The 19,757-nt window shown below is 71.3% G+C and carries 18 protein-coding genes; 9 read left to right on the top strand and 9 right to left on the bottom strand.

Going from position 1 to position 19,757, the window contains the following annotated elements:
* Window positions 1-462: 462 nt before the first annotated feature.
* The 7 genes from ACFQU3_RS04375 to ACFQU3_RS04345 all read right to left on the bottom strand — a co-directional run bounded on the left by ACFQU3_RS04375 (window position 463) and on the right by ACFQU3_RS04345 (window position 8,860).
* A complete protein-coding gene (locus ACFQU3_RS04375; protein ID WP_385907052.1) occupies window positions 463-1,752 on the bottom strand; it encodes a thymidine phosphorylase in 1,290 nt (429 codons plus the stop codon).
* Between the two features lie 67 nt (window positions 1,753-1,819).
* Window positions 1,820-2,236 carry a cytidine deaminase gene (locus tag ACFQU3_RS04370; protein WP_385907058.1) on the bottom strand — a complete coding sequence of 139 codons (417 nt, stop codon included), beginning with the start codon at window positions 2,234-2,236 and terminating at the stop codon, window positions 1,820-1,822.
* 47 nt (window positions 2,237-2,283) lie between these two features.
* Entirely contained in the window at window positions 2,284-3,555 is a 1,272-nt protein-coding gene (locus tag ACFQU3_RS04365) for an ABC transporter permease (protein WP_385907049.1), read from the bottom strand.
* Window positions 3,552-4,670, bottom strand: coding sequence for an ABC transporter permease (locus tag ACFQU3_RS04360; RefSeq protein ID WP_385907046.1), 1,119 nt, complete (start codon window positions 4,668-4,670; stop codon window positions 3,552-3,554). Before ACFQU3_RS04360 ends, ACFQU3_RS04365 begins: the two co-directional genes overlap by 4 nt.
* A complete protein-coding gene (locus ACFQU3_RS04355) occupies window positions 4,667-6,187 on the bottom strand; it encodes an ABC transporter ATP-binding protein (protein ID WP_385907055.1) in 1,521 nt (506 codons plus the stop codon). The genes ACFQU3_RS04360 and ACFQU3_RS04355 overlap by 4 nt, the downstream gene beginning before the upstream one ends.
* 234 nt (window positions 6,188-6,421) lie before the next feature.
* Window positions 6,422-7,495: a BMP family protein gene (locus tag ACFQU3_RS04350; RefSeq protein WP_385907043.1), complete on the bottom strand. Its 1,074-nt coding sequence runs from the start codon at window positions 7,493-7,495 to the stop codon at window positions 6,422-6,424.
* Window positions 7,496-7,606: 111 nt separating this feature from the next.
* Window positions 7,607-8,860 carry an amidohydrolase gene (locus ACFQU3_RS04345; protein WP_385907041.1) on the bottom strand — a complete coding sequence of 418 codons (1,254 nt, stop codon included), beginning with the start codon at window positions 8,858-8,860 and terminating at the stop codon, window positions 7,607-7,609.
* A 98-nt stretch (window positions 8,861-8,958) separates the two neighbouring features.
* On the opposite strand from ACFQU3_RS04345, the gene ACFQU3_RS04340 reads away from it, so the two are divergent.
* The 5 genes from ACFQU3_RS04340 to ACFQU3_RS04320 all read left to right on the top strand — a co-directional run bounded on the left by ACFQU3_RS04340 (window position 8,959) and on the right by ACFQU3_RS04320 (window position 12,619).
* Window positions 8,959-9,657, top strand: a complete 699-nt coding sequence (locus ACFQU3_RS04340) for a (2Fe-2S)-binding protein (protein WP_385907038.1) — start codon at window positions 8,959-8,961, stop codon at window positions 9,655-9,657.
* A gap of 10 nt (window positions 9,658-9,667) precedes the next feature.
* Window positions 9,668-10,675 carry a pseudouridine-5'-phosphate glycosidase gene (locus ACFQU3_RS04335; RefSeq protein WP_385907035.1) on the top strand — a complete coding sequence of 336 codons (1,008 nt, stop codon included), beginning with the start codon at window positions 9,668-9,670 and terminating at the stop codon, window positions 10,673-10,675.
* Window positions 10,672-11,550 (top strand): carbohydrate kinase family protein, encoded by an 879-nt coding sequence (locus ACFQU3_RS04330; protein WP_385907032.1) that lies wholly within the window; start codon window positions 10,672-10,674, stop codon window positions 11,548-11,550. Before ACFQU3_RS04335 ends, ACFQU3_RS04330 begins: the two co-directional genes overlap by 4 nt.
* Before the next feature lie 137 nt (window positions 11,551-11,687).
* The gene (locus tag ACFQU3_RS04325; RefSeq protein WP_385907029.1) at window positions 11,688-11,948 is read left to right on the top strand and encodes a hypothetical protein; all 261 of its coding nucleotides are present in this window, start codon (window positions 11,688-11,690) and stop codon (window positions 11,946-11,948) included.
* Window positions 11,945-12,619 carry an endonuclease domain-containing protein gene (locus ACFQU3_RS04320; RefSeq protein WP_385907026.1) on the top strand — a complete coding sequence of 225 codons (675 nt, stop codon included), beginning with the start codon at window positions 11,945-11,947 and terminating at the stop codon, window positions 12,617-12,619. The genes ACFQU3_RS04325 and ACFQU3_RS04320 overlap by 4 nt, the downstream gene beginning before the upstream one ends.
* 35 nt (window positions 12,620-12,654) lie before the next feature.
* Here ACFQU3_RS04320 and ACFQU3_RS04315 read toward each other — a convergent pair whose 3' ends face one another.
* Both ACFQU3_RS04315 and ACFQU3_RS04310 read right to left on the bottom strand, forming a co-directional pair.
* Window positions 12,655-14,247, bottom strand: coding sequence for a methylmalonyl-CoA mutase (locus tag ACFQU3_RS04315; RefSeq protein ID WP_385907023.1), 1,593 nt, complete (start codon window positions 14,245-14,247; stop codon window positions 12,655-12,657).
* 222 nt (window positions 14,248-14,469) lie between these two features.
* On the bottom strand, window positions 14,470-14,982 hold the full coding sequence (locus ACFQU3_RS04310; RefSeq protein WP_385907020.1) for a GbsR/MarR family transcriptional regulator: 513 nt from the start codon (window positions 14,980-14,982) through the stop codon (window positions 14,470-14,472).
* An 86-nt stretch (window positions 14,983-15,068) separates the two neighbouring features.
* Here ACFQU3_RS04310 and ACFQU3_RS04305 point away from each other — a divergent pair, with 86 nt between their 5' ends.
* The 4 genes from ACFQU3_RS04305 (at window position 15,069) to ACFQU3_RS04290 (ending at window position 19,721) form a co-directional block, all read left to right on the top strand.
* The gene (locus ACFQU3_RS04305; protein ID WP_385907017.1) at window positions 15,069-15,995 is read left to right on the top strand and encodes an ATP-binding cassette domain-containing protein; all 927 of its coding nucleotides are present in this window, start codon (window positions 15,069-15,071) and stop codon (window positions 15,993-15,995) included.
* Window positions 15,992-17,644 carry an ABC transporter permease gene (locus ACFQU3_RS04300; protein ID WP_385907014.1) on the top strand — a complete coding sequence of 551 codons (1,653 nt, stop codon included), beginning with the start codon at window positions 15,992-15,994 and terminating at the stop codon, window positions 17,642-17,644. Before ACFQU3_RS04305 ends, ACFQU3_RS04300 begins: the two co-directional genes overlap by 4 nt.
* 40 nt (window positions 17,645-17,684) lie before the next feature.
* Window positions 17,685-18,773: a mannose-1-phosphate guanylyltransferase gene (locus ACFQU3_RS04295; RefSeq protein ID WP_385907011.1), complete on the top strand. Its 1,089-nt coding sequence runs from the start codon at window positions 17,685-17,687 to the stop codon at window positions 18,771-18,773.
* A gap of 144 nt (window positions 18,774-18,917) precedes the next feature.
* The gene (locus ACFQU3_RS04290; protein ID WP_385907008.1) at window positions 18,918-19,721 is read left to right on the top strand and encodes a GNAT family N-acetyltransferase; all 804 of its coding nucleotides are present in this window, start codon (window positions 18,918-18,920) and stop codon (window positions 19,719-19,721) included.
* The last annotated feature ends 36 nt before the right edge of the window (window positions 19,722-19,757 follow it).

Genomic DNA, 19,757 nt, shown 5'->3' with positions numbered 1-19,757 from the left:
CAAAGCCCCAAAACGAGGTAATTGGCATCGATTTTTGACACGCTGTTGAGTTCTCAAGAATCGGACACACACCATCAACCACCTCACCGAGGAGGCCTCCGGGGCAACCCTTCAAACTTACCCGCCGGCCCTGTGCCAGTCAAACTCGCTTTCGGCTCCGAGGAGCCGTCCTGAGCTTGACCCGCGCAGATGGCGGACCCGCAGCCCAGAGAGCCGGACCGAAACGGCCGACCTGTGTGCTTTGGGTACCAGCCCCGGGACCGGCCAACTTCGCTCGGTGATCTCTCACCGCCGCGGTGGCGTCCGTTCCTCCCTGTCGGGCTGACGAAGAGAACATTAGCCCGGCCCCGCCGAGAAACACAAATCGGCTCTTCCAGGACTCCACTGCCGGCGCCCCGCAGGCCGCTGACCTGCGCAAACGCCGCATTCGAGGCTCACCAGACGCCGTCGGCGCCCAACCCGTCAGGAGACACGGTCGATGACGATCGCCGGCAGGTCCGGCCGCGATCCCTCGGGAGCGATGGTGAAACCACCCTCGAGCGCCTCGAGAGCCCGCTCGAAGCGCCCCGGCTCGTCGGTGTGCAACGTCATCAGGGGTTCTCCCCCACGCACCGTCGCACCGGGCTTGTGGTGCAGCTCGACGCCGGCGCCCGCCTGCACAGGATCCTCCTTGCGTGCGCGTCCGGCACCCAGACGCCACGCGGCCACGCCGACGGCCAGCGCATCGAGCTGCACCAGCACCCCGTCGGCCGGGGCGAGGACGTGGTGCGTCTCCTTCGCGACAGGCAGGTCGGCGTCCGGGTCGCCACCCTGCGCCCGGATCATCCGGCGCCAGACGTCCATGGCGCGACCGTCCGCGATCACGTCGGCGGGGTCGACGTCGTCGCGTCCTGCGCCGGCCACCATCTCGCGGGCCAGTGCCAGCGTCAGCTCGACGACATCGCCGGGGCCACCACCCGCAAGCACCTCGACCGACTCGCGCACCTCGAGCGCGTTTCCGGCCGTGAGCCCGAGCGGCGTCTCCATGTTGGTCAGCAGCGCGACGGTGCGCACACCCGCATCGGTGCCGAGGCGCACCATCGTCTCGGCGAGCTCGCGGGCCTGGCCGAGCTCCTTCATGAAGGCGCCCGAGCCGACCTTGACGTCGAGCACGAGGGAACCGGTGCCCTCGGCGATCTTCTTGCTCATGATCGAGGTCGCGATGAGTGGGACGCACGAGACCGTCCCCGTCACGTCACGCAACGCGTACAGCTTCTTGTCCGCGGGGGCCAGGCCCGGGCCGGCCGCGCAGATGACCGCCCCGACGTCCTCGAGCTGGCGCATCATCTGCTCGTTCGTCAGGTCGGCTCGCCACCCGGGGATCGACTCGAGCTTGTCGAGGGTGCCCCCGGTGTGACCGAGCCCGCGACCGGACAGCTGCGGCACGGCGACGCCGCAGGCGGCGACGATCGGCGCGAGCGGAAGCGTGATCTTGTCGCCGACGCCGCCGGTCGAGTGCTTGTCGCTCGTCGGGCGGGACAGGCCCGAGAAGTCGAGCCGCTCTCCCGACCGGATCATCGCGTCGGCCCAGCGTGCGATCTCACGCGGGTTCATGCCGTTGAGGTAGATCGCCATGGCGAGCGCCGACATCTGCTCGTCGGCGACGACGCCACGGGTGTACGCGTCGATGACCCAGTCGATCTGGGCGTCCGACAGCTCGGCCCGATCGCGCTTGGCGGAAATGACGTCTACGGCATCGAAGGCTTCGCTCACATGGTCATCCTCACCCATGCGCGCGGATCTGTCGGAACACGGGGACGCGTGCCGTTCACTGCCTTGATCACGGCCTTGAGCTCCCGCGGTTCAGGTCGTCGGGTCCGAACGCCTGCGGCAGGACGGCCGACATGGGCAGCACGCCCTCCGGCGTCATGAGCAGGCACTCCGGGCCGCCGTTCTCCCAGAGCAGCTGCCGGCAGCGGCCGCACGGCATCAGGGGCAGCCCGTCAGCGCCGACGCAGAACACCGCCGTGAGCCGGCCTCCGCCGGTCGCGTGCAGCTCGGAGACCATCCCGCACTCGGCGCACAGATCGACCCCGTAGGCGGCGTTCTCCACGTTGCAGCCCACGACCACGCGGCCGTCGTCGACGAGACCCGCCACGCCGACCGGGAAGTGGGAGTACGGCGCGTACGCGCGCTCCATGAGCGCGACCGCACGCACACGCAGGGACTCCCAGTCGACCGCCGAAGGCGGGGGCACGTCCTCGGGCGACTCGGCGGCATTCGGGCTCGGGGCGTCTGTCGTCACTACTGGCCCTCCCCCTTGCGGTAGATCTGGCCGTCGGCGGCCGGCATTCGCAGTCGTTGCGACGCGAAGGCGAGGACGAGCAGCGTCGTGACGTATGGAGTCGTGCCCGACAGCTCGGCCGGGACCGCGTCCGTGGCGAAGTACCAGACGGCGACGAGCACGCCGACGACGATCGCGAGGATGCCCTGGGTGCGTCGAGCGCGGCGTACGAGCTGCCAGATGCCGATGCCGACGAGCAGGACCGCGAACAGCAGCAGGAACGCGTGGACCGTGGTGCCGCCACCGCGCAGGTACGCCGCATCGGTGTAGCCGAAGAGAGCCGATCCGGCGAGCAGACCGCCCGGACGCCAGTTGCCGAAGATCATCGCCGCGAGGCCGATGTAGCCACGGCCACCGGTCTGTCCGTCGCGGAAGACATTGGCGGCGACGAGGGCGAGGAAACCGCCACCGAGACCGGCCAGGCCGCCCGAGATGAGGACCGCGACGAACTTGTAGCGGATGACGTTGACGCCGAGGGACTCGGCCGCGACCGGGGACTCGCCGACGGACCGCAGACGCAGACCGAAGGCGGTGCGCCACAGGATCCACCAGGTGGCGACGAAGAGCAGCACGGCGATGATCGTCAGGACGTTGACGTTGGTGCACAGGGCCCGGAGTACCCCTGCGAGGTCGGACACGAAGAACCAGTGGTTCGACTCGATGCTCGCGAGCCCGTCGGACACTCCGGGAAGGGAGAACGTAGGCAGCTGCGGCAACGGTGGCGACTGCGTCGGGCCACCTCCGGGCAGCGTGCTGAAGAAGCGGACCGAGAGGTACTTGGCGAAGCCCAGCGCGACGATGTTGAGCGCGACACCCGAGACGATGTGGTCGACACCGAACGTCACGGTGGCGACGGCATGGATGACGGCACCGACGGCGCCGCCCATGACCGCACCGACGAGGCCCATCCACGGGCCCATGTGGTAGCCGAGGAAGCCCGCGCCCCACGTGCCGAGGATCATCATTCCCTCGAGCCCGATGTTGACGACGCCCGCTCGCTCGGACCACAGGCCGCCGAGACCGGCGAGTGCGATCGGGACCGCGAGGCCGAAGGCCGCGATGAGCAGGCCCGAGGAGTCGACGTCGTTGGCGCCGCTGACGACGCGCAGCACCGACAGGACGAGCACGGCCCCGAGGCCCACGACGGCCCACTGGAGCGGCGAGAGCTTCAGACGTCGGGTTGGTCCGGTGGTGACCTTCTGGGTGCCCACCTCGAGTCCGGCGGCGCTCATGCCGGGGCTCCTTCCACGGCCGGTGTGTCGGATCTCGACGCGGCCAGCTCCCGGGCCACGCGCTGCTGCTCGAGTCGGACCTCGACCCGGCGGATGAGCTCGTAGGCGATGACGACGGCGAAGAGGATCACGCCCTGGATGATGAAGACGACCTCGGAGGCGACGCCCGCCCGGATCTGCAGGGCGTTGCTCTGGACGTCGAGGAACGACCACAGCAGGGCCGCCACGCCGATGCCGATCGGGTGGTTGCGGCCGAGCAGCGCGATGCCGATGCCGGCGAACCCGAGACCGGACTGGAACGTCGTGCCGTAGCTGTGGTCCTGGCCGAACAGCAGCGGCATGCCGATCAGGCCGGCGAGGGCGCCGGAGGTGACCATCGTCGTCACGACCATGCGAGGCACCTTGACGCCGCTCGCGACGGCCGCGGACTCCGAGCGGCCGGTGGCACGCAGGTCGTACCCGAAGCGGGTCTTGTTGATGACGAACCAGTACGCGAGGCCGACGATGATCGCGAGCACGATGAGGGTGTAGACCTTGTTGGTCGCACCGGGGATGAGGCCGAGGCCCTCGAGCTCGTTGGACGCGGGGATGGGCTCCGTCGAGATGGTGTTGCTGCCCTGCTGCTTGACCGCGACCTTGAGCAGGAGCCACTGCACGACACCGGTGGCGATCGCGTTGAGCATGATCGTGCTGATGACCTCGGAGATGCCGCGCTTCACCTTGAGGTACGCCGCGATGCTCGCCCAGAGGCCGCCCGCAGCCATCGCGACGACGATCGTCAGCAGGATGTTGACCGGTCCGGGGAACCACGCCTGGCCGGCGAAGAGCGCACCGGCGAAGGCCGCGACCCGGTACTGGCCGTCGACGCCGATGTTGAAGAGGTTCATCCGGAAGCCGACGGCGACGGCGACCGCGGACAGGTAGTAGACCGTGGCGGCGTTGATGATCTGGACGAACTGCCGGGGACGCGGCGAGGACAGGATCGTCGACCACACCTCACCGACGGGGTCTCCGAGCGCCAGCAGAATCGCGGACGTGACGACGAACGCCACGACGAGCGCGAGGGCGGGCGCCGCGACGCCGAGCAGGAGCCGGCGCGGGCTGAGGCGGGTCATCGCGGGCCCTCCGTCGGTGCCTCGCCCCGCGGGGCATCGGTCTCGGGAGCCTCGGGCGGGGCGCCTTGCGAGGCGGCCCCCGTCATCGCCGCACCGAGGTCCTCGGCCGAGACCGTGTCGGGGTCGAAGGTGCCGGTGAGCCTGCCGCGCAGGATCACCTGGATGGTGTCGGACAGGCCGATGAGCTCCTCGAGGTCCGCCGAGATGAGCAGGACGGCGAGGCCGTCCCGGCGGGCCTGGCGGATGATGTCCCAGATGCTGGCCTGGGCGCCGACGTCGACACCACGGGTGGGGTGGGCCGCGACGAGGACCTTGGGCGAGTGGCTCATCTCGCGCCCGATGATCAGCTTCTGCTGGTTGCCACCGGACAGAGAGCCCGCCTTGACGTGGATCGACGGCGTGCGCACGTCGAACTCCTTGACGATGCGCTCCGTGTCGGCCTTGGCGCCGGACGCGTTGATGAGGATGCCCTTCACGTTGGGCTCCTCCGTCTGGTGACCGAGCATGCGGTTCTCCCAGAGCGGCGCCTCGAGCAGCAGGGCGTGCCGGTGCCGGTCCTCCGGGATGTAGGCGACACCCGCCTCGCGGATCTCGCGGGTGCCCCAGTCGGAGATGTCGGTGTCGCCGAGGTGGACCAGGCCGGAGGTCGGCTCACGCATGCCCATGATGACCTCGACGAGCTCGGCCTGGCCGTTGCCCTCGACGCCCGCGATGCCGAGGACCTCGCCCGCGTGGATCGTCAGGCTGATCCCGTCGAGCACGTTGCGGCCCTCGCCGGCACCCGCGAGCACGACGTCCTCGGTGCGCAGCACGACGCGGTCGGTGACCGTGGACTCCTCGGTCTGCGGCGTCGGCAGCTCAGCCCCGACCATGAGCTCGGCGAGCTGGCGGGCGTTGACCGACCGCGGGTCGACGGTGTCGACGGTGGTGCCGCGCCGGATGACGGTGATCGAGTCGGCGACCGAGAGCACCTCGTCGAGCTTGTGCGAGATGAACAGGACGGTGAGGCCCTCGGACTTCAGCTCACGCAGGTTGTCGAACAGCTCGTCGACCTCCTGCGGGACGAGCACGGCCGTGGGCTCGTCGAGGATGATGATGCGGGCGCCGCGGTAGAGGACCTTGAGGATCTCGATGCGCTGGCGGGCCCCGACGCCGAGGTCGGCGACCAGCGCGTCGGGTTCGACGTTGAGGCCGTACGCCGTGGAGATCTCGCGGATCTTGGCGCGGGCCGCGTCACCGATGCCGTGCAGCTTCTCGGCGCCGAGCACGACGTTCTCGAGGACGGTGAAGTTGTCGGCGAGCTGGAAGTGCTGGAACACCATGCCGATGCCCTCACGGATGGCGTCGGACGGCGAGTGGAGGTTCACGACGCGGCCGTCGACCTCGATCGTCCCCTCGTCGGGCCGTTGCACGCCGTAGAGGATCTTCATCAGCGTCGACTTGCCGGCGCCGTTCTCACCGACGATCGCATGGACGGTGCCGCGCCTGACCTTGAAGCTGACGTCCTTGTTGGCCACCACGCCGGGAAAGCGCTTGGTGATGCCCTCGAGCTGGACGGCATACTCGGCGGGTCTCGAAGCGGCTGGCCGCTCGGGTGCTTCAGCGGTGATGGCGACAACTCCTCGTCCGGGCCCGGAGGTCCGGGCAGAAGGTGGTCAGCGGCGCACAGCCGGGGACGGACACGGCCCGCGACGACGCTACCGCGCCGTACGGGCCGTGTCGCCCCTGTCAGGGATTTGCTGCAGGGCAGGTCAGGGCTTCGTCGGGACGGTGATCTCGCCCGAGATGATCTTGGCCTTGAACTCGTCGATCTTCGCCTTGATGTCGTCGACCTTGCCACCGGTGGTCGCGAAGTCCACACCGCCGGCCTTGAGGTCGTAGACCTTGTTGCCCGTGATGTCGTTGCCCTCGGAGCCCGACTTCAGGAAGTCGTAGACGGCCACGTCGACCTTCTTGACCATCGAGGTGAGGATGACGTCGCGGACGTCCGGCGTCGCGGTCAGCGCCTGGTCGGAGTCGACACCGATGGCCAGCTTGCCCGCCGCCTTCGCGGCCGTGAAGACACCGGAACCCGAGCCACCAGCAGCGTGGTAGACGACGTCGGCGCCACCCTGGAAGAGGCCCTCGGCGGCCGTCTTGCCCTTGGCCGGGTCGTTGAAGCCCGAGAAGTCCGGCGGCTGCGACAGGTACTGGCTCTTCACGGCGACGGAGGGGTTGGCGGCCTTGGCGCCGGCAATGAACCCGGCCTCGAACTTCTTGATGAGGTCGACACCGACACCACCGACGAAGCCGACCGTGTTGGTCTTCGACTTGAGGGCGGCGGCCGCACCGACGAGGAAGGAGCCCTGCTCCTCGGCGAAGGTCAGCTGGGCGACGTTGGGGCCGGCCGAGTCGGGCGACGCGTCGTCGATGATCGCGAAGTGGACGTCGGGGTTGGCCTTGGCGACCTTGCCCAGTGCCTTCGCGTAGGCGAAGCCGACACCGATGACGTGCGTCGCGCCGGCGTCGATGAACTGCTGGAGACGCTCCTCGGTGGCGGCCTGCGGCTCACCGTTGACCTGGGTGGCCTCCTTGTACGTGACACCGAGGTCGGTCTTGGCCTTGTCGAGGCCCACAGCGGCCGAGGCGTTGAAGGACTGGTCTCCGCGACCGCCCACGCCGTAGCCGATGCCGACGACGATCTTCTCGCCGGCAGGGGCCGAGCTCGTGCCGCCAGCGGGGGCGGTGCCGTTGCCCGCGGGGGTGTTGTTGTCGCTGCTGCCGCAGGCCGTCAGGCCGAGCGCGGCAGCCGCGACGACCGCCGCGACCTTGGTTGCGTGACGCAAGGTTTGCTCCTTATGTTCCGACGGGCCGACGACGACATCGGCCCAGATGCACGGAACTGTAGACCCGGACGCGACAAGATCTGAGCACGTCAGGGCAAGTCGCAGGAAGTGTTACCGATCCGCGACCGCACTCAGAGGAGAGACGCCACCGAGCGACGGCGTGCCGGCCAGCTGGGCCGCGGCGGAGAACACGACACCGGCCAGGGTGCGGGCACCGACCCCGATCGCGGCCTCGTCGATGACGAGGTCTCCGCGGTGCAGGTCGTACGTGGGGCCACCAGGGGCACGGGTACCGAGGCGCGCCATGGCCCCCGGGACGTGCGTCAGGTACCACGCGAAGTCCTCGCCGCCGAGCGACTGCGGCGTCGACGTGACGAAGGCTCCCGCACCCGTCACCGCTGCGGTGAACGCGTCGATGCAGCCGGCGTCGTTGACGACCGGTGGCACGCCCTTCGTGATCGTGACGTCCGCCTGCACCGCATACGGCTTGACGACCTCGTGGACGACGGCCTCGAGGAGGCGCTCGACGCCCTCCCAGATGGCGGCATCGAGCATGCGCAGCGTGCCGCTGACCTTGCCCGAGGACGGGATGACGTTGGCCGCGCCGCCCGAGTGGATCGACCCCCACACGAGCGCGGCGCTCGCACGCGGGTCGAGGCGACGGGAGAGCACCGCGGGGACGTCCGTCACGACCTTGGCCAGGGCGTACGTCAGGTCCTGCGTCAGGTGCGGGCGCGACGTGTGGCCGCCCCGGCCCGACAACGTCACCTCGACCTGGTCGGCGGCCGCCGTGATGGCACCGACACGCAGGCCCACCTCGCCCGCGTCGAGGCTCGGGTCACAGTGGAGCGCGAAGATGCGGTCGACGCCGACGAGCCCCTCCTGCGCGACGACGTCCTCGGCGCCGCCGGGCATGAGCTCCTCGGCGGGCTGGAAGACGAGGCGCGCGGCGACGCCGGCGGTGGCGAGGCGGGCCTCGGCCTGCTTGAGGGCGAGGGCGGCGCCGATGAGCGCGGTCGTGTGGACGTCGTGGCCACACGAGTGGCTGACACCGTCGGTCTGCGACGCGAACTCGAGGCCGGTCTGCTCGCGGATCGGCAGCGCGTCGATGTCGGCACGCAGCGCGATGCGGTGTCCCGGGCTGCTCGGGCCGATGTCGGCGACGAGGCCGGTGCCGCGCAGCCGGCGCACGCTGATCCCGGCGCGCTCCAGACGCTCCCCGATGACCGCTGTCGTACGGACCTCGCCGCGTCCGAGCTCGGGGTGCAGGTGCAGGTCACGCCGGATGGTGACCAGCTCCGAGGCGTGCTGCTCGACGGTTCGGGCGATGGCCTCGAAGGGCAGCGAGAGGGAGCGGTCGGTCACGAGTACGGGAGTCTAGCCAGAGGATGTCGTAGGTCCGCGCCGGCGGGCCGGGCACGACCCTGGGACGAAACCGATGAGCGACGAGGGACGAAGGCACCATGGATGAGGTGGACGCCGGCACACGGCTGGGCGAGGACGCGGTGCGTCACGTCGTCGGAGTCGTCGACCGCGCGCTGCCCTTCACGACGCTGACGTGCGCGCCCTCCACCGCGACCGTCTGGTGCGGAGACGTCGTGGCCCACGTCAGGGCGGGCTCCGACCCGCTCGCGCCCTGGCGTGCCGCCCTGCTCGCGCAGCTGGAACAGCGTCACGGCGAGCGGGTCAAGGGGCACGTGCCCGCCGCCTTCGTGCTCCAGTGGTGGTGCGAGGTCGTCGCCACCCCGATCGCGTATGCCGCCGCGCTCGGTCCGTGGGTGCTCGTGCCCTCGGGCGCGGGGCTGGGTTTCGAGCTGGCCGCCGGCCTCAACCCGCACCGGATCGTCGTCGAGCCGGCCGGCGTCGAGCTGGCCGTCGAGCCCGAGCCGGGGCGGCGTCTGGAACGCGGCCACACGGCATACCTCGGGCTCGTCACGGAGGTCGTGGCTGCGTACGCACCCGATGTGCGGATGGGCTCGCGGCAACGCTGGGGCGTCGTCACGGACATGTGGGACACCGCGGTGCGGCGTGCTCGCGGTGCGGCCGGCGAGAGCGTCGGTCCCGAGCCGACCCGTGTGTCGTGCTGCTTCATCTACGCGCTGCCCGGGATGCGCGAGTGCGCCGCGTGCCCCCGGAACGGTCGAGGCCGAGGACGCAACTAGGGTGACGGCCATGTCGCAGCGTCTCCCCTCCTCCGACCTGCTCGTCGTCCACGAGGAGGTGCGCGAGGCCCTCGACGCCGGAGTCGGCGTGGTCGCCCTCGAGAGCACGATCCTCGCCCACGGTCTCCCCCACCCCGACAACATCGAGATCGCCGCCCGGATCGAGGCTGCGGTGCGGGCCGGGGGCTCGGTGCCGGCGACGATCGCGCTGCTCGACGGCATCGTCCACGTGGGCCTGGGGGCCGCGGAGGTCGAGCGGGTGTGCACCGACCCCGAGATCGCCAAGCTGTCGGTCCGCGACGTCGGCGTGGCGGCGGCGCTGGGGCGCTCGGGCGCCACGACGGTCGCCTCGACGTCGGCCCTGGCGCACCTCGCCGGCATCCGCGTCTTCGCGACCGGCGGGCTCGGGGGCGTCCACCGCGGCGCGTCCGAGACCTTCGACGTGTCGGCGGACCTCGGCGTCATCGCGTCGACACCGGTCCTCGTCGTCTGTGCCGGCGTGAAGTCGATCCTCGACGTGGCGGGGACGCTGGAGTACCTCGAGACGCTGTCGGTGCCGGTGCTGGGCTACCGGACGGACGCGTTCCCGGGCTTCTACCTGTCGGACTCGGGGCACGCCGTGCCGTGGCGGGTCGAGTCGGCCGAGGAGGCGGCCCGCGTGGTCGTGACCCGTGACCGCCTCGGGACGGATACCGCGGGCGTCGTGCTCGCGAACCCGCTGCCGGCCGAGCGGCAGGTCGACCGGGACCTGCACGACCGCCTCGTCACCGAGGGGCTCGCCCTGCTGCAGCGCGAGGGCGTGCACGGCAAGGACGTCACGCCACGGCTGCTCGAGTACTTCCACGACAGCTCGGGTGGCGAGTCGCTGCGCGCCAACGTCGAGCTCGTCCTGTCGAACGCCCGGCTCGCCGGTGAGGTGGCTGCGGAGGTCGCGCGGCTCTCGATCGTGGCGCCGGTCTCCACCTCCGCTTCCGCTCCCACGTCCGCTCCCGAGTCCGCTCCCACGGCGGCGCCGTGATCTCCCGGCCGGTCGTCGTCGTCGGTGACGTCGGGCTCGACGTCATCACCCGCCCGTCCGGCGACATCCGGTGGCACTCCGACACGCCGTCGGCGGTCGCTCTCGTGCCCGGCGGCGCGGGCGGCAACTCCGCCTCGTGGCTGGCGGGGCTCGGGGCCGAGGTGACGCTCGTCGCGCGGGTCGGCGACGACGCCGCAGGCACGACGTGCCGCCGCGAGCTCGAGGCCGAGGGCGTCGAGTGCGCCTTCGCGGTCGACCCTGCCCTGCCGACCTGCATGGTCGTCATCCTGCTCGACGCCCACGGCGACCGGACGATGTTCCCCGACCGCGGTGCCAACAAGGCCTTCTCGGTGGCCGACGTGGATCTCGAGTCGCTGGGCCTCCCGCTCGATCCGCGGCCGCACCTGCACCTCAGCGGCTACGTCCTGTTCGACGCCGGGTCACGCGAGGCCGGGCTCGAGTCGCTGCGCCAGGCGCGGGCGCTCGGCTGGACGACGTCGGTCGACCCGCAGTCGCCCGCGCTCATCGAGCGCGAGGGCGTGGACACCTTCCTGTCGTGGGTCGACGGCGTGGACCTGCTGCTGCCCAACGAGAACGAGGTTGCCGCGCTCGGCGGGCTCGCGGCGATCCTCGGGCACACGAGCGAGGTCGTCGCGACCTACGGCGCCGGCGGGGCGCGCTGGGTCGGCGACGGTGTGGACGAGACCGCTGAGGCACCCGCCGTCGAGAACGTCGACGCCACCGGGTGCGGCGACGCCTTCAACGCCGGGCTCCTGTCGGCCTGGCTGCGCGGCCAGGACCGTGCCGCGGCCCTACGCGCCGGGGTGGCGGCCGGCAGCGCGGCGGCGGCACGCGTCGGCGCGCGCCCCAGCTAGACGGCATACGCCGGTCGTCGTGGCCGGAACGAACCCCACAAAGGGGCGGACAGCGCCGATTCTCGACCCCGTTCCGGTCGCTCGTCCCCTGTGGATGACGACAGTGCCCCCCGCTCACGAGTGGGGACGATCAGCACATGCGCGCGGAGAAGGTCCTCATCCGGCTCGGTGGCACGGCGACGATGCAGCAGCTGCGGATCGCTGTCGTGCACTGGCGCCACGTCGACGCCGCCTTGGCCGCAGGACGGATCGTGCGGACCTCGCGAGGGCATTACAGCCTCGCGGCCACTGACGCGGCCCGAGCGGCGGCACATGCCCTGAGCGGGGCGGCATCACACCTCACCGCCGCGCTGCACTGGGGCTGGAAGGTCAAGACGGTGCCTGAGAAGCGCACGTGACCGTGCGGCGCAAACGCAGCCTGACCTCCGGCGCCTCGGACGGTGTGGTGCTGCACTGGCGTGACCTCGACGCCGACGACGTCGCCGATCGCTGGGTCACGACCCCGGTGCGAACCGTGATCGACTGCTGCCTGGACCTGCCGTTCGACGAGGCACTCTCGGTCGTCGACTCGGCCCGAGCGGCAGGGCAGCGCCTCGCGGACGTGACGGAGCGGGCGGCCTGGCTCTCACCCCGGCAGCGGGACAAGGTGACTCGCGTCGTCAGCCGCTCGAACCCACGGGCCGCCAACCCGTTCGAGTCGACGCTGCGGGCGATCGCCTTGGAGGTCAAGGGTCTCGTGGTCGAGCCGCAGAGCCGCATCAGGTACGACGACTTCTACGCCAGGGTCGATCTGGCCGACGCGGACCTGCGCATCGTGCTCGAGGCGGACAGCCACGAGTTCCACTCGAACCGCAAGGACTTCGACCGCGACTGCCGACGCTACAACGCGCTGACCGTCCGTGACTGGATCGTCCTCAGGTTCACCTGGGAGCAGGTCATGTACCAACCCGACGTGGTGCGCAGCGTGATGGAAGCCGCCGTCGATCTGCGACGCGCGCAGGGACTGCGACGGACGCGGACGGGCCGAGTGACCGGAACGAGGCCTGTCAACCGGGTCCAGACGGCCTGACCGTCGCGTCGTTCCGGCCGCTTGGACCGGTGCCGTCAGAAGGTCTCGCGGGGTTGGTAGGTGCCCCAGACCTCGCGCAGGGCGTGGGCGACCTCGCCCCCGGTGGCGCGGGCGGCGAGGGCGTCCTTCATCGGGTAGAGGACGTTGTCGGTGCCGCGGGCGGCGTCCTTCAGGCGGGTGAGCGCGGCGGTGACGGCGTCCTGGTCGCGCTCGGCGCGCAGGGCGGCGAGGCGCTCGCGTTGCTCCTGCTCGATCGTCGGGTCGACGCGCAGCGGTTCGTAGCGCTCCTCCTGCTCGAGGGTGAACCGGTTGACTCCGACGACGGTGCGTTCGCCGCCGTCGATCTGCAGCTGCACGCGGTACGCGGAGCGCTCGATCTCGGACTTCTGGAAGCCCTGCTCGATCGCCGCGACGGCGCCGCCCTTGTCCTCGACGGCCTGGATCAGGGCGAGCGCGGCGGCCTCGATCTCGTCGGTCATCGACTCGATGACGTAGGAGCCGGCGAACGGGTCGACGGTCTTGGTCACGTCGGTCTCGTAGGCGATGACCTGCTGGGTGCGCAGCGCGAGCCGGGCGGCCTTCTCGGTGGGCAGCGCGATGGCCTCGTCGAAGCTGTTGGTGTGCAGCGACTGGGTGCCGCCCAGGACGGCGCCCAGGCCCTGCAGGGCGACGCGGACGAGGTTGACCTCCGGCTGCTGCGCGGTGAGCTGGACGCCGGCGGTCTGGGTGTGGAAGCGCAGCATCTGGCTCTTCGGGTTGGTCGCGCCGAAGTCCTCCTTCATGATCCGCGCCCAGATGCGGCGGGCGGCGCGGAACTTGGCGACCTCCTCGAGCAGGGTGGTGCGGGCGACGAAGAAGAACGACAGGCGTGGCGCGAAGTCGTCGACGTCGAGGCCGGCGGCCTGCGCGGCCCGGACGTACTCGATCGCGTTGGCCAGGGTGAACGCGATCTCCTGCACGGGCGTGGCACCGGCCTCGGCCATGTGGTAGCCGCTGATGGAGATGGTGTTCCAGCGCGGCATCTCCTTGTGGCAGTACGCGAACACGTCCGCGACCAGGCGCAGCGACGCGCGCGGCGGGTAGATGTAGGTGCCGCGGGCGATGTACTCCTTGAGCACGTCGTTCTGGATCGTGCCGGTCAGCTGCTCGCCGGGCACGCCCTGCTCCTCGGCGACGAGCTGGTAGAGCAGCAGCAGCGTCGAACCGGGCGCGTTGATCGTCATCGACGTCGAGATCTTGTCCAGCGGCAGCCCGTCGAACAGGGTGCGCATGTCATCGAGGCTGTCGATCGCGACACCGACCTTGCCGACCTCGCCGTGCGCGATCGGCTCGTCGGAGTCGTAGCCCATCTGGGTCGGCAGGTCGAACGCGACCGACAGCCCGCCGGTCCCGGCCTGGACGAGCTGGTGGTAGCGCTCGTTGCTCTCCTTCGCGGTGCCGAAGCCGGCGTACTGGCGCATCGTCCACGGCTTGCCGGTGTACATGCTCGGGTACACCCCGCGCGTGAACGGGTACCGGCCGGGCGCGCCGAGCCTGCTCTCCGGGTCGAAGCCGGCCAGGGCCGAGGCGTCGTAGACCGACTCGATCGGCAGGTCGGACTCGGAGCGCGCGCCAGTGCTGTCAGCCATGGCGCCGAGCGTATCCGCGCGAGGCGGACTCGCTGCCGCCCAAGGCTCGAACGTTGCCCATCTCACGTGACCCAGGACGTATGCCGGGTGGCCGGGGTGCCCGCGGATGGTGGCCTCTCGACTGGCGGGCGGCCACGAGAGTTGACCTCTCGACGGCTGGGGCGCCGCGGATGGTGGCCTCTCGACTGGCGGCAGGACAGGAGAGTTGGCCTCTCGACGGGGTCAGGAGTCGGCGGGCCAGTCGCGGGTGATCTCGGCCTTGCGCTCGCCCCACTCGTCCTCGAGCGCACCGAGCCGCTCGGCGAGGAACTCGAGGAAGGCGACGGACAGCTGCAGGCGTCGCCCGGCCGGGGTCGAGAGCCCGCCGACGGCGGGCACCCCTGCTCGCAGGCTCGTCTCGATCTGGGCGAGCACCCGGTCACGCGAGAGCATCGCCCCGTGCCAGGCGTCGGCCTGCACGACGTAGACGTCGCGTCGGGAGCCGCGTTCGCGTTCCTTGCCGACCATGTAGGTCTGCGTGAGGTAGCGGACCGCCCCGGAGATGGCGGCGGGGCTCACGTCGAGGGCCTCGGTGAGCTCCGAGGCGGTCATCCGCCCGTCCTCGTCAGCCAGGATCTGGGCGAAGACCCGGGCGGCCAGACGCGGCATGCCGGCGTCGGTCAACGTGTCACCGAACCGCTCGACGTAGGCGGAGACCGCCCTGTCGTCGCGTGCTGGTCGGCGCGCTGCCGTCACCTGTTCCTCCTCCACCGTCGGAGCCGTCAGCCTATCCAACGCTCACAACATTCAGTAAATCGTGAATCTTGTGTATTGTCGACGTCATGACCTCAGCGATCCGGGTCCACGACCTGCGCAAGACGTTCGGCCGCACCACCGCCCTCGACGGGCTCGACCTCGACGTGGCCACAGGAGAGATCCACGGCTTCCTCGGCCCGAACGGGGCGGGCAAGTCCACCACCCTGCGCATCCTGCTCGGCCTGCTCCGCGCCGACAGCGGCACCGCGACGTTGCTCGGAGGCGATCCCTGGCGCGACGTCGAGTCGCTCCACCGGCGCCTCGCGTACGTCCCGGGTGACGTCGCGCTCTGGCCGAACCTCACCGGCGGTGAGGTCATCGACCTGCTCGGCACCCTGCGGGGCGGCCTCGACGAGCGACGGCGGGCCGACATGCTCGAGCGTTTCGCGCTCGACCCGACCAAGAAGGGCCGCTCGTACTCCAAGGGCAACCGCCAGAAGGTCGCCCTCGTCGCGGCGCTCAGCTCCGACGTGGAGCTGCTCGTGCTCGACGAGCCCACCTCGGGGCTCGACCCGCTCATGGAGGCCGTCTTCAAGGACGCCGTCCGCGAGTTCCGGGCGGACGGCGGCACCGTCCTGCTCAGCAGCCACATCCTCAGCGAGGTCGAGTCGCTCTGCGACCGCGTCAGCATCATCCGTGAGGGGCGCAACGTCGAGTCGGGCACGCTCGCCCAGCTGCGCCACCTCTCGCGCACGACCATCGAGGCGACGCTGGAGCATCCCGTCGAGGCAGCCGAGGTGGTGGCGCTCCCGGGTGTCACCGACGCCGTCGTCTCCGGCGAGCACGTCACGTGCTCGGTCGAGAGCGGGCACCTGGGGTCAGTGCTCGAGCGGCTGGGGGCACACGGCATACGCAGCCTGGTGAGCGCACCGCCCACGCTCGAGGAGCTCTTCATGGAGCAGTACCGCGCCCCCGAGCCCGAAGCGCCCGTGAGCGAGGCGACGCGCGCATGACCACCACGACCGCACCCCGCACCGCCGGCCACGCGCCGCGGGCCGTCCGCGCCTCCGGCCTGACCGGCACCGCGACGCTCCTGCGCCTCGCCGCGCGACGCGACCGCGTGCTCATCCCGGTCAGCGTGCTGGCCCTCGCGGGCGTCGTCGCGTCGTCCGCCCAGGCGACCATCGACCTGTACCCGAACCCGCAGGGTGCCATCGGCGCCGTGCGCACGGCCCTCGAGAACCCGGCGCTCGTCGCCCTCTACGGGCCGATCTCGAGCCTCACGCTCGACGCGTTCGCGACCTTCAAGACGGTCCTCATGGGCGCCGTCTTCCTCAGCCTGCTCGCCTACGTCGTCGTGCGCCGGCACACCCGCACCGAGGAGGAGGAAGGGCGGCTCGAGCTGCTCGGGGCCGGTGTCGTCGGGCGCCGGGCGCCGCTCGCCGCCGCCGTCCTCCTCGCGACCGGCGCCGTGCTCGCGACGGCGCTGCTGACGACGGCGGCCGCGGTCGGCGTCGGCCTCGACCGCGGCGGCAGCGTCGCGCTCGGCGTCGCGTGGCTGACGATCGGCCTCACCTGGGTCGGCGTGACCGCAGTCGCCGCCCAGCTGACCGAGACAGCCCGGGGCACAGCCGGGTTCGCGCTGGGCGCACTCGGCGTCGCCTACCTGCTGCGTGCCGTGGGAGACACGGCCGCCGCGGGGTCGCCGCTCCGCGCGCTGACGTGGCTCAGCCCGCTCGGCTGGGGGGAGAAGGTGTCGGCGTACGGCGAGAACCGACTGTGGGTACTCGCCCTCGGCGTCGTCGCGTATGCCGGCCTCGTCCTCGCCGCGTTCGCCCTGCTCGAGCGCCGTGACCTCGGCTCCGGAGTCCTGCCGAGCCGGCCCGGCCCCGCCCGCGGCGGCCTGTCGAGCGTCGAGGGCCTGACCCTGCGCCTGGCTCGCGGCACGCTCGTCGGCTGGCTCGTCGCGTTCGTGCTGCTGGGCGGGCTGGTGGGGTCGATGGCCGGCAACGTGCAGGACTTCGTCGACTCCCCCGAGACCGCCGAGATGCTGCGCAAGCTCGGGGGCGGGGGCGGCACGATCGTCGACACGTTCTTCGCCACGGAGATCCATGTGGCCGCCGTCGCGGCCTCCGCGCTCGGCATCGCACTCGTGACCCGGATGCGCTCCGAGGAGGGCTCCGGGCGCCTCGAGCCGCTGCTCGCCTCACCCGTCGGCAGGCTGCGGTGGGCCCTGGCCCACCTGGGACTGGCGCTCGCCGCGACGACCTGCGTCATGGTGGCGCTCGGGCTGGTGGCGGGTGTCGTGGACGGGCGCCGCACCGGCGACGTCGTGGGCACGGTCGGCGCCCTCGCCGGTGCCGCCATCTCGACGCTTCCCGCGACCTGGGTGTGCGTCGCCCTCGCGGTGTTGCTCGTGGGCGCGCTCCCCCGGCTGACCGGGCTGGCGTGGGCGGCGCTCATCGTCTTCCTCGTCCTGGGCGAGCTCGGCGCGCTGATGGGGCTGCCGACCTGGCTCACCGCGATCTCGCCGTTCGACCACCTGCCGGCGCTGCCGGGCGGGACGCTCGACGTTCTCCCGCTCGTCGTGCTCGTCGTCGTCGCCGCGGTCGTCGCGGGCCTGGGACTGACCGCCCTGCGGCGGCGCGACATCCCGGCCTGACGCACGAGGGGACCGTCGCGTTCTCGATACGGTGTGGCCCATGACAGGCATCCCCGGCTTCTGGGCCGTGATCCCCGCCGGCGGTTCCGGCACGCGGTTGTGGCCCATCTCCCGTCGCAGCTCCCCGAAGTTCCTCCACGACCTGACGGGGTCGGGGCAGTCGCTGCTGCGCGCCACCTGGGACCGCCTCGAGCCGCTCGTCGGCGAGCGCATCCTCGTCGTCACCGGCGTCGCCCACGAGGAAGCCGTACGCCGTCAGCTGCCGATGCTCGGCTACGACGCCGTCGTCGGGGAGCCGTCGCCGCGAGACTCTATGCCCGCCATCGGCCTCGCCGCCGCCATCCTCGAGCGTCGCGACCCCGAGGCCGTCCTAGGCTCCTTCGCCGCCGACCACGTCATCACCCGACCCGACAACTTCCACCGTGCCGTCGGGGAGGCCGTCGTCCTCGCCCGCCGTGGCGAGCTCGTCACCATCGGCATCGAGCCGACCGGCCCCTCGACCGCGTTCGGCTACATCCGCCTCGGCGAGGCGCTGGGCGTCGAGGGCGCGGAGAGCGCCCACCGGGTCGACGAGTTCGTCGAGAAGCCCGATGCCGAGACCGCGACGCGCTACCTCGAGAGCGGCCTCTACCGCTGGAACGCCGGGATGTTCGTCGTGGGCGCCACGACCCTGCTCGAGCTGCTGGCAGAGAACCACGCCGAGATGGTCGACCACCTGCGCACGATCGCTGCCGACCCGCGCCGCATGCGCGACCTGTGGCCGTCGCTGCACAAGATCGCCATCGACCACGCCGTGGCCGAGCCGGCCGCTGCGGCAGGACGCGTCGCAGTCGTGCCGGCCGCACTCGGCTGGGACGACGTCGGGGACTTCGCCGCGCTGACCAAGCTGGTCCCCGAGTCCGCGGAGCTGCCCGGCATCACGGCCATCGGTCCGGTGGACGACATCATCAGCATCGACTCGACCGCGACCGTCTCCTCGGGCGGCCGACTGGTCGCACTCATCGGCGTCGACGACCTCGTCGTCATCGACACGCAGGACGCACTGCTCATCACCCGTCCCGGCCGCGCCCAGGACGTCAAGAAGGTGGTCGAGGCGCTCACCGCGCAGGGGCGCACCGAGCTGATCTGACTGCCCGCTCGTGTCGACGGGCCTCGCGGCGTGCCGCTGAGCGGCCCGAGGGTCTGCACCCGCCGCTCCGCTCACGTCGCCACCCGGACCGCGATCTCGTCGATTCCGCGCCACCCCCGCGCCCGAACGGTCGACAGTGGAGGCATGACCTCGATGCTGCCCGAGGACGGCGAGTACCTCACAACCGGTTGGGAGCCCGACGTCGCCCCGGCCGACTCCCTCGTGCGCCAGGCCGTCGACGCGCATGTCTCGTGGGCTCGGGCCCTCACTGCGGCGGCCCGCGGCACGTTCGCCGACGGCTCTGGCTGGTGCAGCGGCAGCGGAGGCGCGGCGTCGGCGCTCCTGAACGTCGCGATCGTCACGGCCCCTCCACATGACTGGGCGGACACCGTGCGCTCGATCTCGGCGGCATACCCCGAGGGCGTGACGGCCATCCTCATCAGCCCGTTCCCCGCTCCCGACCTCTCACCGCACGGGTTCGCGCTCGTCGGTCACCCGCCGCTCATGTTCCGCCCGACGACCACCTCGACGCGGACGCCCGCGACCGCACTCGAGGTGCGTGAGGCGAGGAGCGCCCAAGAGCTCCAGGACGCCGAACGCGTTCTCGTGCAGGGCTACCCGATGCCTGACATGGCCGACCTCCCGCCCGGCGACTTCTACCGCACCGACGTCGTCGAGGGACCGACGCGCGTGTTCGTCGGCTATGACGACGGGGTGCCTGTCGCGTCCTCCGCCGCGCACTCCGCGGCCGGTGTCACCGTCGTCGAGAACGTCGCCGTCCTCCCGTCCGCCCGCGGCAAGGGAGCGGGGGCCGCGCTGACGTGGGCGGCGACGACGACCTGGCCCGACCAGGGCGCGGTGCTCCTCGCGAGCGACGACGGCCAACCCGTGTACGAGCGGCTGGGCTACCTCCGCATCGTGCGCTGGACCTGTTGGGTGCGTCCCTGACCGTCCCTGCTCCATCCCTCTCCGTCAGTGCCGGAT

It is taken from the genome of Terrabacter sp. GCM10028922 (genome assembly GCF_042666095.1).
Classification (GTDB): Bacteria; Actinomycetota; Actinomycetes; order Actinomycetales; family Dermatophilaceae; genus Terrabacter.
The sequence above is the reverse complement of the archived record's forward strand: the minus strand, read 5'-3'. Positions and strand labels throughout refer to the sequence as shown.